A 15,311-nucleotide genomic window follows, 5' to 3' on the forward strand; every position below is an offset into this window, starting at 1 on the left:
TCTATATCTTTTTATAAATAAAGGTTGATGCTTTTTCAAATCCATAGTCTCTATAATTATAAATGCTCTCTGTAGCTCCTACAAATAAAAGCCCACCCTTTTTTAATGAGTTACTGAATTTTTTATAAATTTCCTGTTTAACATCATTATTAAAATAAATAACTACATTTCTACAAACAATTAAATCAAAGCCAGTATCGTATCGATCTAAAATCAAATCATGTTTCTTAAAAGTTACCATATTCTTAATTTTAGACTCTACATAGTATTTATCGTCCCTTACTTTAAAATATTTACTTAAATCTGTATTATTTACACCTTTCATTTCATTTTGAGTATATTCTCCAAGCTTTGCTCTAGAAAGTATAGTGTCATCTATATCTGTAGCTATTATATTATGTCTTCCATTTGGAGCTAACTTATCCAATATTATTCCTAATGAATATGGTTCACAGCCTATTGAACAAGCTGCACTCCAAATTTTTAGACTTGAATTATTTGGTAGTAACTCCTTTGCAATTTGTTTTTCTAAATCAGTAAATAATTCTGGATTTCTAAAAAATTCTGTTACGTTTATTGTTATGAAATCTAAAAACTTTTGTCTTTGCTCTGGATTACTTTTTATAGACTTGGAATATTCATCTAATGTTTTTATACCAACTCTTGTCATCAAGCTGTTTATTCTTCTATTTAGCTGTTCTGGCTTATATGCTGATAAATTTATACCCAACTCTTTATGAACCCATTTGTGAAATTCATTAAAATCCATATTTCCTCCTATAACTGTTTAATTATTTTTACTATATTTTCAGCTATTTCATTAAGCGGAGCCACTAAATCTACCTTTCCAGTTTCAAACGCAGCCTTTGGCATACCATAAATTGTACATGTAGATTTATCCTCTGAAATTGTTATACCACCGTTATCTTTTATATTTGCAGTTCCATCAGCACCATCTCTGCCCATTCCTGTAAGAATTACAGATATTAAATTTCCTCTGTACACTTTTATAGCAGAATTAAATAACTTGTCAACTGCTGGTCTTACTCCCCATATAGGCGGTTCTTCATTTAAGTGAATTAAATTATTTGAGCCTACAGTCATATGTTGACCACCCTTAGCAATATATATTGTATTATTACTAATTCTCATACCTTCTGCTCCTTCAACCACTTTCATCTTGCAAGCTTTATCTAGTCTTTCAGAAAATACTTTTGTAAAGCCTTCTGGCATGTGCTGAACTACAAAAACTGGCACCCCTAAATTTTCAGGTAATTTAGTTAACACTTCCTGAAGAGCCTTAGGCCCTCCAGTAGATGCCCCTATTACAACTGCATCTATTTTTTTATTTTTAGGTATGCTATTCACTCTATGTATAGTTTTTTCTTTTATTATATTGGGATTATTTAAACCAATCTCATTATTAATTATTGGGTTATTTTTATTAGTTTCTAAACTTGTTAACTTCTTTCTAGAATTAACATTGCTAGTTATACTTTTTATTTGTTCTATTAAGTTATTTTTAACTTTTGCTATATCTAGCGAAATACTTCCTGATGGCTTAGTTATAAAGCTAATAGCTCCATTATCTAAACATTCTAAAGTTAGTTCCGATCCTTCTGTCGTTGAACTACTAAGCATTATTACAGGATAACTTTTCCCAAGTCTTTTTAATTCTTTAAGAGTTGCAAGTCCATCTAAATCCCTCATATGTACATCTAATGTGATAAGGTCCGGATTGTACTTCTCTACCTTCTCAACTAATTCTCTACCATCTCTAAATTTAGCTACAACTTCAAAATTACTTTCTGATTCTATCATATCTGATATCGCCTTCCTCATAAAAGCCGAATCATCAACAACAATAATCTTTATCTTACCCACCTAATCACACCTCTCTCTTTATTCTACAATTCTACAATTCCAAGCCCAACAACTTTAAGTATTACTTTTCCATCACTTGCATAAAGGATCATAGTTCTACCTTTATTTCCACCTGTCTCCTCAGCAATTATAGGAATAGATTCTTCTTTTAAACTCTTCTTCACTGCATCACTATTCCTTTTTCCAATATCGCTTATTATGCTCTTATCAGAAAAATTAAACATTGAAGCTCCACCAGCTATTTTAGCTACGAGATTTCTCTTTTTACACCCTTGCTTTTCCATTTTATCAATTAATAGTGGAATAGCTAAATCTGCAAATTTCATGGGGTTTGTACTACTTTTAAATTGTGTACTATCAGGAAGCATTATATGTGCTAATCCTGCCACCTTAACTGTCCTATCATATAAGGCGATTCCTATACATGATCCGAGTCCTATTGTCATTATTGTTCCTGGGTCGAGTACTAAATTTAGATCAGCTATTCCAACTTTTACTTCTGCACTTACCATCTTTACCCCCTAAAAGATTTTTTCTTCATCCTCTGAAGACAGTATCTTTTCTAAGTCTAATAAAATAACAATATTATCTTTTAATTTTATCAAACCTGCTATATATCTTTTATCTATTGTTGCTGTTATAGGAGGTGCTTCTTCCATTAAATCGCTACTAACATCTCGCACTTCGTAAACATTTTCTACAATAATTCCGAATTTATTTTCATCTCTTTTTACAACTATTATTTTTCTATTTTCATTTTCTTCATCTTCTCCAAAATTAAACTTTTTGGATAAGCTAATTATTGGAAGTATACTTTGTTCATAATTTATTACTCCCTTTACAAAAGTAGGCGAATCAGGAAGAATTGTTGGTTCTTCATATCCTAAAATCCTCTCAACTTCTTTTATATCTGTTGCGTAATGTTCTCCATTTAATCCAAATATTAAAATTTTCACTTCATTACTTGACATTACTTTGAACCCTCCTATAGTATAAATTTATCAATTGTTATTTCTCCAGTTTTATCTATATATGCCTCTACATTTTTAGAAGAAACTTCTAACATAATTTGTTTTTCTCCAAAGCAGAAAATAGTATTGTTATAAGCTATATCAGCTGTAATTCTTCCTTTTTTAGAGACTTTTAAAACAGTACTAACTCCAGCTGCACTTCCCACTGTCTTTAACTTTATTTCAGATCCAGCTGAAAGTGTGCCACCTCTACAAACAGCTTTTTCACTGGTAAACTCTATATTTTCCAATGCTATTATGTTGCAGGTATACTGTCCTTTACCTGTTATAAAAACACTTCCTGATGCTTCTATGGTAGATCCTTGAGCATATGCCAAATGCACACTTGTAGGAATTACCATCAAATCCTCTATTTCGCAAATTTCTTCATCTAACAATTCCTTAAAAATGTCAAATTCATTAATATTATTTATTTTAAGTGGGCCCAAGCCCAATAGTTTATTTATTATAAATGTTGTAACATCACTATGTTGAATTCCTTCAGACATATTATAATTCAAAATATTTCTACATATTTTAGGTAATGATTTCAACTTATTCTCTATTAATATTTTAATTATTTCTCCATCTTTTTTTGAACCTAGTAAGTTATGTTCTTTTACTTGCACTGTTGAATCAACTAAATCATCAATAATATGAGCCAGACTCTTCAAACTTTCTAAATACTGCTTTTTCTCGACATTTTCACATCCAGCTGTCACTGTTGAATTCAATATATTTCCGCCTATAAAAATTTCTCCTGAAGACCTGATTATTGCAGATTCTACATTTTTGCCAACATGAAGTTCATTCCCTGTTTTAACTTCCATTCCTTCCAAAACATTACCAACCACTTCAACATTACCAACAAAATCTATATTTCCGCTTTTTAAATCTACTTGATCTACCTTGTATAATTTATTTACTACAAATGTATTTGCTTTATAAGCCGGCTTACCCTCAGACGTTGCTATAATACTATTGTTTTCAAGTTTACATCCTTCTCCAAGCCTTACTCCAGTCTTTTTAAAAGTCTTTCTTTTAACAGGAACACCATATATATCTTGTCCATCATTTCCCGATTTTCCAGGTATTATTTCGCCTATAACGTCTCCAACTTTAACATTTGCAATTAGAAATCTATTTCTATAATCAACTTTTTCTTCTGAGTCTTTGTAATGAATTAATTCTTCTGAATCGTGAAATAGAACTTGAATCTCATCTGGAATGTCATCTACAGCAGGCACTCCTTTTGCAACTAACTTTTTTTCTATATTATGTTCATTGCATATAGTTTCTAATTCTTTTTCAATAATTTCATATTTAATTCCATTACTCTTTAGTAACTCTTTTAATTCTTTTACTGTATACTTTGGTGGATATTTATCATCAACATTCTTCTTTTTGATTGTTAAATTTTTTTGATATTCTTGGTTAACTAATTCATATATATGAGCTGGGGTTGATTTTATATCAACATATGCCTCCATTTTATCATCTGTAATTGATATATTTATGTTTCTTGTCGGCTCGTTCTCTTCAAATTTATATTCAATTTTATCTCGTGATGTTACAGGCGTTATTCCATCACATTTTTGCCCATTAATAATTAAAATTACACCCAGGCAAGTTTTTATAGTAATAATTTCATCTTTATTATTAGATTCTGTTATTATTATTTTCCCATTCTCAATCTTAGCTCCAAATTCTTCTTTAGTTTCTGGTAATTCTTCAATTATTTCCTTTTCTTCAATGCTGCTCTTATTTTCGTCAACTTCTATTATTTCTATCTCTACTTTCTTTCTAAAAAACTTCTTTTCTTCCTTAATTATTCTATATTTTAAAGCTTCTTTCGAAAGATTTAATTCAGAAGATGCTTTTTCAAGACATTCATTTAAGGATGATCCAGAAAACTTCAAGTCCATAAATATCTCCCCCTAAAATACTCCTTTATCTAAGTATACCACAGCCTATTTTAATTTTATATCCATTATTTATATTAATCTATATTATTTTACATGAAAATACAAATTAACTTAATTTTAATGATTTTTTATATATTTTTCTATCTCATTATCATATTCTTTAATCAATTTTCTAATCAAGTTATTATCCACATTAAAATTTATGCTATTTACTGTTTTTATTGGTAATATTTTAGGGGATGTACCCGAAATAAACATTCCATCCAATTTATCTATATCAGAATATTTATATTCTACTTCCTCGACTTCAACCCCAACCTTATTTGCAATATCTATTATTTCTCCTCTAGTTACTCCCGGTAGTACAGCTTTTACAGGTGATGTAAGAAGTTTATTTCCTTTAACCATGAAAATATTTGATCTGCTGCCTTCTGTTATATGCCCATTTGAATCCACTAAAATAGCTTCATACGCATTATTATCCTTTATCTCTTTATTAACCTTTTCTCTAAAGGTATCATTTATTATTTTCGCATTAGGATTTTCTCTTTCTCCAAAATAAAGTATAGTGTTAACCCCATTCATATACATTTCATCAGATGGATATGAGTGTTCAATAAAAAATACCCTAAGCTTTTTTTCATTTACTCCAAATGTTATTTTTATATTTCCTTCAGATCTATTTTCACTTTCTATTAGCTCCTCAATTTCCTTACTTATTTCTTCGTAACTTACTAAAAATTCTTCATTTATTAAATTAAAAGAATTTTTCATTCTTTTTAAATGACTTTCTAGAAAAATTGCCTTTCTATCTATTACTCTTAAAACTTCATAAATTATTTTATCTTCCATGCCTTGCCATCCCTTTCTACTATATATAGATATTGCAATTCACAATGCACATTTCACAATTCAGAATCATTGCTAAAATTCCTGCAATATTTTTAGAATCATGATAAAGAATCATTTTTGCAATGTATATATTATATATAATCTGTAATATTAAATTAATATTATTAATTGCATAAGCCTAAACTTTAATCATATACTAATGTAAATTCTTTAACACAGCTTATACTATGTAATCAAATCAATCTTATTTATTAATAAGACTGATTTCTTAATTTATATTTTATTTCCATCTTAGTATCTCTATATCATGATTCTTTTTATAGTTTATTAAATATGGCTTACCTACTAGATCCAATAATGGTTTATCTGATAAGGAATCAGAAAACATATACGATTCCTTAAAATCCACCTCAATTTTTTCATCTTTAAGTACTTCTTTCAATCTTCTAACCTTCTCTTCTCCCTTGCAGTTGTTCCCTACCATTTTTCTTACGAAAGTTCCATTTTCAAATCCAAATTTAGTTCCTATTACTCGATCAACTTCTTTTATATTATAAAATTCATTAACGTAAAATTCAGGAGATGCTGAAATCAGGTATATATCATACCCCTCATTTTTAAGTTTTTTCATCATTTTCAATGCATCATCATATAAAATATTTTTTAGCCTTTCATCATAAAACTCTTTAACAAGTTCTGCTAACTCCTCTTCTCTAATTCCATCTATAAACCTTAAAAATGTCTCTTTTACTTTTCTCTCATCGTATATTCCAATTGCATACATAATTCCACAGTATATAGCTCTTGGTAAGAATCTAAGTTTTTTTTTATCTTTCTTGATTACATACTTAAATAATTCCATTAGAGTCTCTTTTTTAGTGATGGTATAATCTATGTCAAATATAGCAAGTTTCTTCAAAACACAAATACCTACCTTTTTAATATTTAATTCTTAACACTCAAGCATATGATTTAACTTTGCTTTAAATCATTAAGTGTTTAGAGCTAAATATTATAATAATTAATTTCGATTAAAAATTCTTATGCTTTTCTTTAAACTCAATTTCAGTATTCCTTTTTATCACTCGTTTATTTTAAGTAATAATGACTTTAATTATTACAAGAAAATCGTAAATGTATATATTGCAATTCACAATGCACATTTCGCAATGCACAATTACAGCTAAAATTCTCACAATATTCTTAGAATTATGATGAAGAACTATCTTTGCAACATATATACAAAAATTAAAAATCAATTATAACTATAATATTCTTCCTTCATATTTAGTATAAATAAACAACTTTAAGACTAGGTTTATGTGATAACTTATCAAAATCATAAATATTTTGTTCCGAAAAGCCATGAAAATATCGCTTAAGATTCTAATTTACGGGTTTCACCATTTTAGCATGCTCTCACTTTCATAGGGAAGCTCCACTCATTACATTCGCTCAGGAAGTTCGAGAACCCAAAATAAAATTTTGAACTCTCACTTCACAAGCTAAAGTGTAACAACCTACAACTAAGAATCTTAGCAACTCATTTTCAAATGCTTTCTCCATATTATGACCTTTGTGGTTACAAATATATTTATGATTTCTAGTGAAGATATGGCTTTAAGTCTTAGCAACTTTGTAAATATCTTCATCTAATAAGTTGAATTCTTAAGTTAGATTTATACTATGAAATATATATAAACTAGAAATAATAATTATGCTTTTGTGAAATGTTTCATTAGGAATTTGATGGTTTTGATTCTTAGATTAAAAGTTGTTCCAAGTATGCTAGTTCAAAGCTCGTCTTTGAAGCTAGCATCTTGGGTACAACTTGTAATCTTAGAATCATCCATCATAATTTCCTTAGAAACTGGAACAACAGCATAATTCTCATTTCGGCAAGATATATGCATAAGTTTAGGTCTAAGTTGGTTTATCTATATAAATTATTTAATTTTGCTTAAAAATGTTGAAATTCTATCTATTCCAGTTTCTATTATATCCATAGATGTCGCATATGATAATCTTATATAATCATCTAACCCAAAACCGGCACCTGGTATCACTGCAACTTTCTCTTCTTCTAGTAATACTTTTGCAAAATCTACAGAGTTGTTAATAGTTTGATCTTTAAATGTAGTATTCAAGTACGAAGATATATTAACCATTATATAAAATGCACCATTAGGCTTTATAATTGATATTTCATTTAACTTTTCTAATTTATATATCATGAAATTTCTTCTATTCTCAAATTCTTTAATCATATTGTTTAAATCTTCTACCGGACCATTTAATGCCTCTATTGCAGCATATTGAGCTATTGTATTTACATTGGATGTCATGTGACTTTGAATGCTTGTCATAAGTTTAGTTATACTTTCACTTGCAGCTGCATACCCTAGTCTCCACCCAGTCATTGCATACGTCTTAGAAACGCCGTTTATTACTATGGTTCTTTCATAAGCATCCTCATTTAATGCTGCTATACTTATGTGCTTTTCTCCATCATATATTAGCTTTTCATAAATTTCATCTGATATAATTAATAAATCATGTTCTTTTGCAAAATCAGCAATTTCTAACAATTCGCCTTCATGATAAATTGTTCCTGTAGGATTATTAGGGCTGTTTAATAAAATCGCCTTAGTTTTACTAGTTAAAGCTTTCTCTAGATCAGCAACTGTATATTTATAATTATTTTCTTTTAATGTTTCAACAAATACTGGAACCCCATCAGCTAATTTAACTAATTCAGGATAACTAACCCAATATGGTACAGGAATTAATACTTCATCTCCTGGATTCAAAGTTGCCATAAATACATTTGCAAGACATTGTTTTGCACCTGTAGAAATTATTATTTGACTTGGCTTATACTCTAAGTTATTATCATCTTTAAACTTACTACATATAGTAGTTTTTAACTCTAACAAACCTCCTGCTGGAGTATACTTAGTTTTCCCGTCATTCATAGCTTTTATAGCTGCTTGAATTATGTTTTCTGGTGTATTAAAGTCTGGTTCCCCTGCTCCAAAACTTACTACATCAACCCCTTGACTTTTTAGTTCATTAGCTTTAGCTGTGATTGCTAATGTAATTGATGGTGTGATATTCCCCGCTTTTTTAGATAATTGCATTGCTTTTTCCCTCCAATTTTGACCTTAAAATGAATTATAAAAAATGTTCTAATTCATTTATATATACTTTTGTCACATAATAAAAATATATCATTAATATATTGAATTGTAAACAATATGGAATATTTAAGGGACATGAAGGAAAATAACAAGTCAAAATGCAATGATTATTTTTCATTAGACAATGAAGCAGATTGATCTCATAGCGAGCCTATTAGGACAATCTACTGAAGCAGTATAATGGAAAATAGGCACTTATGAAAAGATCAGCTATGCTGCAACAAGGAACTTTTCTTAGCAGATTCACTTGTTATTTTTTTGAATGTCCCTAATACATATTAAACAAAAGACCTTAGTAATAAATTACTAAAGTCTTTAACTTCTTATTCTTCGCCTACTAACTCATTTTGATAATAAGCTGATACTCTATCAAATTCTTCTTCATCCGGAACAACAAGTTCATCTTCATCAAGTCTGAAAAGATAAACTGAATCTTCTTCTGGATTTTGAGCTAAATAATATGCTTTTCCTTCATATTCAAATTCGTCGATTATAGGGCATGTAACTACATTTCCATTTTCATCTTCTAAATCTATAACGAAGTTTTCTTCATCATTGCATCCGCATCCACATTCATGATCTTCATCATGGTGATGTCCACCACATCCACAACTTCCTTCTTCACTATTACATCCACATTTTTCTAAATCTTTTTCCATGTTTCAACCTCCTTTTGGTTCTTAATTAATTTTACCCTTAAATCATCAAAATTAAAACCCTTAAATAAAAAAATTGTAAAGTAATTTTAATAAATATTTCAATTATATATGTTCTAGAACATTCAATTTATGAAAATTCAATTTAAATCACATTTATTAGAAACTAAACAGTTCTTACAATAAAATATAATTTTATTATTTCAGCTACTACATTAAGTTTCTTCCAAAAATAAGATCTCAGATCACTTTGGATTTGGATCTTTTACGGATCTTCCTTTTCGAATGTATGTAAAAAAGAAGCCACTTCCTATAGAATAATTTCTACAAAGAAGTGACTCCTCTTTTCGCGCAAATTTAGTTATTTCAATATTTTAATTACTTTACTATTGTTGATTAGCTAATTTCTTGTATCCTTCTAATCTTTCCATAGCATCTTTCTTAGTCTTTTCAAATAAAGCATCAGCTTGTTCTGGGAATGCCTTAGCTAATGAAGAGTATCTAACTTCTCCCATTAAGAATTCCTTGAAGTCTGCAGTTGGTTCTTTTGAATCTAATGTAAATGGATTCTTTCCAGCATCTTTTAATTCTGGGTTGAATCTGTACATTTGCCAGTAACCACATGCAGTAGCTCTCTTAGCTTCTTCTTGGCTGTTACCCATACCAATTCTTAATCCATGATTTATACATGGTGCATAAGCTATTATTAATGATGGTCCTTTATAAGCTTCTGCTTCTGCAATAGCTTTCATAACTTGGTTCTTATCAGCACCCATGTTAATTTGAGCTACATATACATAACCATAACTCATAGCCATCATTCCAAGATCTTTCTTCTTAGTCTTCTTACCACTTGCAGCAAACTTAGCGATTGCAGCAGTTGGAGTAGCTTTAGATGATTGACCGCCAGTGTTTGAGTAAACTTCTGTATCTACTACTAATATATTTACATCTTCTCCTGAAGCTAATACATGGTCAACTCCACCGTATCCGATATCGTAAGCCCATCCGTCTCCTCCGAAGATCCATTGTGATCTCTTAACGAAGTAGTCTTTTTCAGCTAATATTTCTTTAGCTAATTCAGTGTTAGATGCTTCTAAAGCAGCTGTTAATTTATCAGCTCTTTCTCTAGTTCCTTCACCTTCATTTACGTTATCTAACCATTCTTGTAATTCAGCTTTTGCTGGATCATTTGCAGCTATAGCAGCTTCAGCTTTTTCTGCAATTCTTTCTCTTATAGCCTTAACTCCTAAGAACATACCTAATCCATATTCAGCATTATCTTCGAATAATGAGTTAGCCCAAGCTGGACCATGTCCATTTTTATTCTTAGTGTATGGAGTTGAAGGAGCTGATCCTCCCCATATTGATGTACATCCAGTTGCATTAGCAACCATCATTCTATCACCAACTAATTGAGTTATAGCTTTAACATATGGAGTTTCTCCACAACCTGCACAAGCTCCTGAGAACTCAAGTAATGGTTGCTCAAATTGGCTACCTTTAACTGTCTTCTTGTTCATTGGGTTCTTCTTAGCTGATATATCATGAGTTAAGTAATCCCAAGCTTCTATTTGATCATGTTGAGATTCTTGTGGTTTCATAACTAATGCTTTTCCTGGTGCTGGACATACTTGAGCACAGTTTCCACAACCTGAACAGTCAAGTGGTGTTACACCCATTGTATAGAATAATGGTTCTTCTGTCTTTAATCCTTTAGCAGCTACAGCCTTATTTGCACTTGGTGCAGCATTCTTTTCTGCATCAGTTAATAAGAATGGTCTTATAGAAGCATGTGGACATACCATTGAACATTGGTTACATTGAATACATTTATCTTTATCCCATTCAGGAACATTTACTGCAATTCCTCTCTTTTCGAAAGCTGCAGTACCATTTTCAAAAGTACCATCTTCCATACCTGCAAATGCTGAAACTGGAAGTTGATCTCCTTCTTGTCTGTTCATTGGAATAACTATATCTTTAACGAACTTAGTAGCATGTTTAATTTCTACTGGAGCTTCATCTGCAACTGTCTTCCAAGCTTCTGGAATATCTATTGCAACAATTGATTCAACACCTTTATCGATAGCAGCGTTGTTCATGTTAACAACTTTTTCACCCTTCTTACCATAAGAAGTTACAACTGAATCTTTTAAGTGCTTAATAGCATCTTCAACTGGAATAATGTTAGCTAACTTGAAGAAAGCTGATTGCATTATCATGTTGATTCTTCCACCAAGACCGATTTCTTGAGCAATACCTACAGCATTGATAGTGTAGAACTTAATGTTGTTGTTTGCTAAAAATCTCTTATATGAAGCAGGTAATTTTTCTTCTAAATCTTCTGGAGTCCAGATAGTATTTAATAAGAAAGTAGAACCTGGTTTTAATCCTTCAAGTACATTGTATTTGTGGATGTATGATTGGTTAGAACATGAAACAAAGTCTGCTTTGTTTATTAAGTATGGTGACTTAATTGCTTTCTTACCAAATCTTAAGTGAGATACAGTAATTCCTCCTGATTTCTTTGAATCATAGAAGAAATATGCTTGAGCATACATGTCTGTATTGTCTCCAATGATCTTAATTGCACTCTTGTTTGCTCCAACAGTACCATCTGATCCTAATCCCCAGAACTTACAAGATGTAGTTCCTTCTGGAGTTGCATCTATATCTTCAGTTACTTCTAATGAAGTATTTGTAACGTCATCAACGATTCCGATTGTGAATCCATTCTTTGGTGCATCTTGTGCTAAGTTAGCATAAACTGCAGCAATATGTCCTGGATTTGGATCTTTTGAACCTAAACCAAATCTTCCACCAACAATAAGTGGTGCATCAGCTTGTCCATAGAATGCATTTCTTACATCTAAGTATAATGGTTCTCCAGTTGATCCTGGTTCTTTAGTTCTATCTAAAACAGCAATTTTCTTAACTGTCTTTGGAATAGCAGCTAATAATCTTTCATTTGAGAATGGTCTGAATAATCTTACTTTAATAACACCAACTTTTTGTCCATTAGCATTTAAGTAATCTATAGTTTCTTCACAAACATCTGTAGCAGAACCCATAGCTATAATTACTCTATCAGCATCTGGTGCTCCATAGTAATCAAAACAATGATATTCTCTACCAGTTAACTTAGTGATTTCAGCCATGTAATTTTCAACTGTTTCTGGTAATTCATTATAGAATTTATTAACAGATTCTCTTTCTTGGAAATAGATATCTGCATTTTGAGCAGTTCCTCTAGTTACAGGATGATTTGGGTTTAATGCTCTTTCTCTGAAAGCTTTAACTGAATCCCAATCAAGTAAACTTGCTAATTCATCATATTCTAAAACTTCAATTTTTTGTACTTCATGAGAAGTTCTGAATCCATCAAAGAAGTTTAAGAATGGAATTCTTGTCTTAATAGCAGTTAAATGTGCTACTGCTGCTAAGTCCATAACTTCTTGAACTGATCCTTCTGCAAGCATTGCAAAACCAGTTTGTCTTGCTGCCATAACATCTTGGTGATCTCCAAATATGTTTAAAGCAGAAGTAGCTAATGCTCTAGCTGATACGTGGAATACTCCTGGTAACATTTCACCAGAAATTTTGTACATGTTTGGTATCATTAATAATAAACCTTGTGAAGCTGTATAAGTTGTTGTTAAAGCTCCAGCTTGTAAAGATCCATGAACTGCACCAGCTGCTCCAGCTTCTGATTGCATTTCCATAACTTTTACAGGTTGTCCAAATATGTTCTTTCTTCCTTGTGCTACCCATTCATCTACATGTTCTGCCATTGGTGATGATGGTGTAATTGGGAATATTGCAGAAACTTCTGTAAATGCATAAGATATATGAGCTGCTGCAGTATTACCGTCCATAGTTTTCATTTTTCTCATCGCGTTGACCCCTCTTTCTAATTTTAAACATAAATTAGTAATTTAAATTTATTAATAAGTTAGTCTTAAAGACCACCTAATAAACATATTAATATTTAGCTTAAGAGATTTTTAACAATAGACGCACGAAACAATATGACAAACCTTATATTAATTAACTAGTTTTTTTCCTAATTGTTTAATAATGTTTGCCTGCGTTTTAGTTGGTGAATCTTTAATTGTTAAATCTCCAATTACATTAAAACCATAAGATGACATTTCATCTTTCCATAATTTCATAAAAGTATCTTCAATCCACCCGTAAGTTGCAAATAAAATACAATTTTTATTTATGTTTACATCTCTATAGTTTTGTAATTGATCTAAAAATGGTTTCATTTCTTCCTGCTCGATTTTAGTGGCATCTACTGCTGGACTTCCAAAAGCAATAGAATCAGCTTCTAAAACATCTTCCAATGTGGCATCTGCAACGTGCTTCACACTTACTTCCGCTCCATGCTCCCTAGCACCATCTGCCATAGTGTTCGCAAGTGCTTCTATATTTCCTCCACAACTCCAATAAATGATTGAAACTTTTTTCATTGTAATGCACCTCATCTTCTTGTTAAATAATTAACTTATGTTTTCACTAAAATGAACTTACTCTTTTATTATATCTCACATATTTTTTTTTGCAAGATTTGATTGTATAATTTGTGCTTTATTTAAATAATAATTACAAATTTAATAATTTATTTTTTTACCTTAACACTTCTTAATAATACATTTATTATTGCTTCAATACCGCTTTTAGCTTGACTCTTTTCCATATTATTAATTAATTCATCTTTTCTTTTTTTTAGCTCAAGAACTTTTTCATATAATACATTATTTTTAATTTCTTCTTCTTGCAGCATTAATGAATACCCTTCTTTTTCAAACGACTTAGCATTTAATATTTGATCTCCTCTACTTGCCTTTTTTGAAAGTGGTATTAATAGTGTTGGTTTTTTTAATGCTAAAAATTCAAATATAGAATTAGCGCCTGCTCTTGAAATTATATAGTCACAAGCCTTCATAAGGTCAGGCAATTCTTCGGTTACATATTCAAATTGCTTATACCCTTTTTTATTTAAAAAATTATTATCCACATTACCTTTTCCGCAAATATGAATTATATTAAAATCTTTTAAAAGCTTATCTAGATTTTTTCTTATTTCTTCATTTATGAGCTTAGAACCTAGACTCCCCCCCATAATAAAGAGAATCTCCTTATTGTCAGAAAATTCACATATCTTTTTTCCTCTAATCTTATCTCCGTTAAGTATTTCTTCTCTGATTGGGCTTCCTGTAAGTACTCCTTTATCATCCTTTATAAACTTTAGACTTTCTCTAAATGTGACACATAGTTTATCACAAAATGGTGCTGAAAGTTTATTTGCAAGTCCTGGAGTCATATCTGATTCATGTGCAACCACTGGTATTTTTTTAATAGATGCTGCTATTACAACTGGAACAGCTACAAAACCACCCTTTGAAAAAATCACATCTGGTTTTTCTTTTGATAATATTTTTAGTGCTTGAGCAATTCCCTTTAAAATTTTGAATGGATCAGTAAAATTTTTCACATCGAAATATCTTCGTAATTTCCCGCACGAAATTCCGAAAAAAGGTATATTGTTTTTAGTTATTATTTCTTTTTCAATACCGTCAAAACTTCCGATATATTTTATCTCAAAGTCCTTTTGCTTTAATTTAGGAACTAAAGCCAGATTCGGAGTAACGTGACCAGCAGTTCCTCCCCCTGTCATTATTATTTTATACTTAGCCAAAAACTATCATCCTTTCTTATAATAACTCAAAATATATGATCTTAAATTCATAACATCTTTTTATGCTTAACCGAAAA

At 30.5% G+C, this 15,311-nt stretch carries 13 protein-coding genes; 1 reads left to right on the forward strand and 12 read right to left on the reverse strand.

Annotated features, from left to right (window positions below; genetic code table 11):
- Position 1 precedes the first annotated feature (1 nt).
- The 7 genes from L3B96_RS03555 to L3B96_RS03585 all read right to left on the reverse strand — a co-directional run bounded on the left by L3B96_RS03555 (position 2) and on the right by L3B96_RS03585 (position 6,590).
- Entirely contained in the window at positions 2–769 is a 768-nt protein-coding gene (locus L3B96_RS03555; RefSeq protein ID WP_023973520.1) for a protein-glutamate O-methyltransferase CheR, read from the reverse strand.
- Positions 770–777: 8 nt separating this feature from the next.
- A complete protein-coding gene (locus tag L3B96_RS03560; RefSeq protein ID WP_238858860.1) occupies positions 778–1,884 on the reverse strand; it encodes a chemotaxis response regulator protein-glutamate methylesterase in 1,107 nt (368 codons plus the stop codon).
- Positions 1,885–1,907: 23 nt separating this feature from the next.
- Positions 1,908–2,396, reverse strand: a complete 489-nt coding sequence (locus L3B96_RS03565) for a chemotaxis protein CheD (RefSeq protein ID WP_041899787.1) — start codon at positions 2,394–2,396, stop codon at positions 1,908–1,910.
- 9 nt (positions 2,397–2,405) lie between these two features.
- Positions 2,406–2,855 carry a chemotaxis protein CheW gene (locus tag L3B96_RS03570; RefSeq protein WP_238858861.1) on the reverse strand — a complete coding sequence of 150 codons (450 nt, stop codon included), beginning with the start codon at positions 2,853–2,855 and terminating at the stop codon, positions 2,406–2,408.
- Between the two features lie 14 nt (positions 2,856–2,869).
- Complete coding sequence (locus L3B96_RS03575) at positions 2,870–4,819, reverse strand: FapA family protein (protein WP_238858862.1); 1,950 nt, start codon at positions 4,817–4,819, stop codon at positions 2,870–2,872.
- 117 nt (positions 4,820–4,936) lie between these two features.
- Positions 4,937–5,671 carry an aminotransferase class IV gene (locus L3B96_RS03580; protein ID WP_238858863.1) on the reverse strand — a complete coding sequence of 245 codons (735 nt, stop codon included), beginning with the start codon at positions 5,669–5,671 and terminating at the stop codon, positions 4,937–4,939.
- A gap of 280 nt (positions 5,672–5,951) precedes the next feature.
- Positions 5,952–6,590: an HAD-IB family hydrolase gene (locus L3B96_RS03585; protein WP_238858864.1), complete on the reverse strand. Its 639-nt coding sequence runs from the start codon at positions 6,588–6,590 to the stop codon at positions 5,952–5,954.
- An 836-nt stretch (positions 6,591–7,426) separates the two neighbouring features.
- On the opposite strand from L3B96_RS03585, the gene L3B96_RS27160 reads away from it, so the two are divergent.
- Positions 7,427–7,558, forward strand: a complete 132-nt coding sequence (locus L3B96_RS27160; protein WP_275297083.1) for a hypothetical protein — start codon at positions 7,427–7,429, stop codon at positions 7,556–7,558.
- Between the two features lie 59 nt (positions 7,559–7,617).
- Here L3B96_RS27160 and L3B96_RS03590 read toward each other — a convergent pair whose 3' ends face one another.
- From L3B96_RS03590 to L3B96_RS03610, 5 genes are all read right to left on the reverse strand, one after another.
- Entirely contained in the window at positions 7,618–8,811 is a 1,194-nt protein-coding gene (locus L3B96_RS03590) for a pyridoxal phosphate-dependent aminotransferase (protein ID WP_238858865.1), read from the reverse strand.
- A gap of 383 nt (positions 8,812–9,194) precedes the next feature.
- Positions 9,195–9,530: a DUF1292 domain-containing protein gene (locus L3B96_RS03595; RefSeq protein ID WP_012060474.1), complete on the reverse strand. Its 336-nt coding sequence runs from the start codon at positions 9,528–9,530 to the stop codon at positions 9,195–9,197.
- A gap of 383 nt (positions 9,531–9,913) precedes the next feature.
- Positions 9,914–13,423, reverse strand: a complete 3,510-nt coding sequence (gene nifJ, locus L3B96_RS03600; RefSeq protein WP_041899795.1) for a pyruvate:ferredoxin (flavodoxin) oxidoreductase — start codon at positions 13,421–13,423, stop codon at positions 9,914–9,916.
- Between the two features lie 150 nt (positions 13,424–13,573).
- Positions 13,574–14,005: a flavodoxin domain-containing protein gene (locus L3B96_RS03605; RefSeq protein WP_041899797.1), complete on the reverse strand. Its 432-nt coding sequence runs from the start codon at positions 14,003–14,005 to the stop codon at positions 13,574–13,576.
- A gap of 149 nt (positions 14,006–14,154) precedes the next feature.
- Positions 14,155–15,234, reverse strand: coding sequence for an undecaprenyldiphospho-muramoylpentapeptide beta-N-acetylglucosaminyltransferase (locus tag L3B96_RS03610; protein WP_238858866.1), 1,080 nt, complete (start codon positions 15,232–15,234; stop codon positions 14,155–14,157).
- Positions 15,235–15,311: the final 77 nt, after the last annotated feature.

This window comes from Clostridium sp. YIM B02569, from assembly GCF_022320765.1.
GTDB lineage: Bacteria > Bacillota > Clostridia > Clostridiales > Clostridiaceae > Clostridium > Clostridium beijerinckii.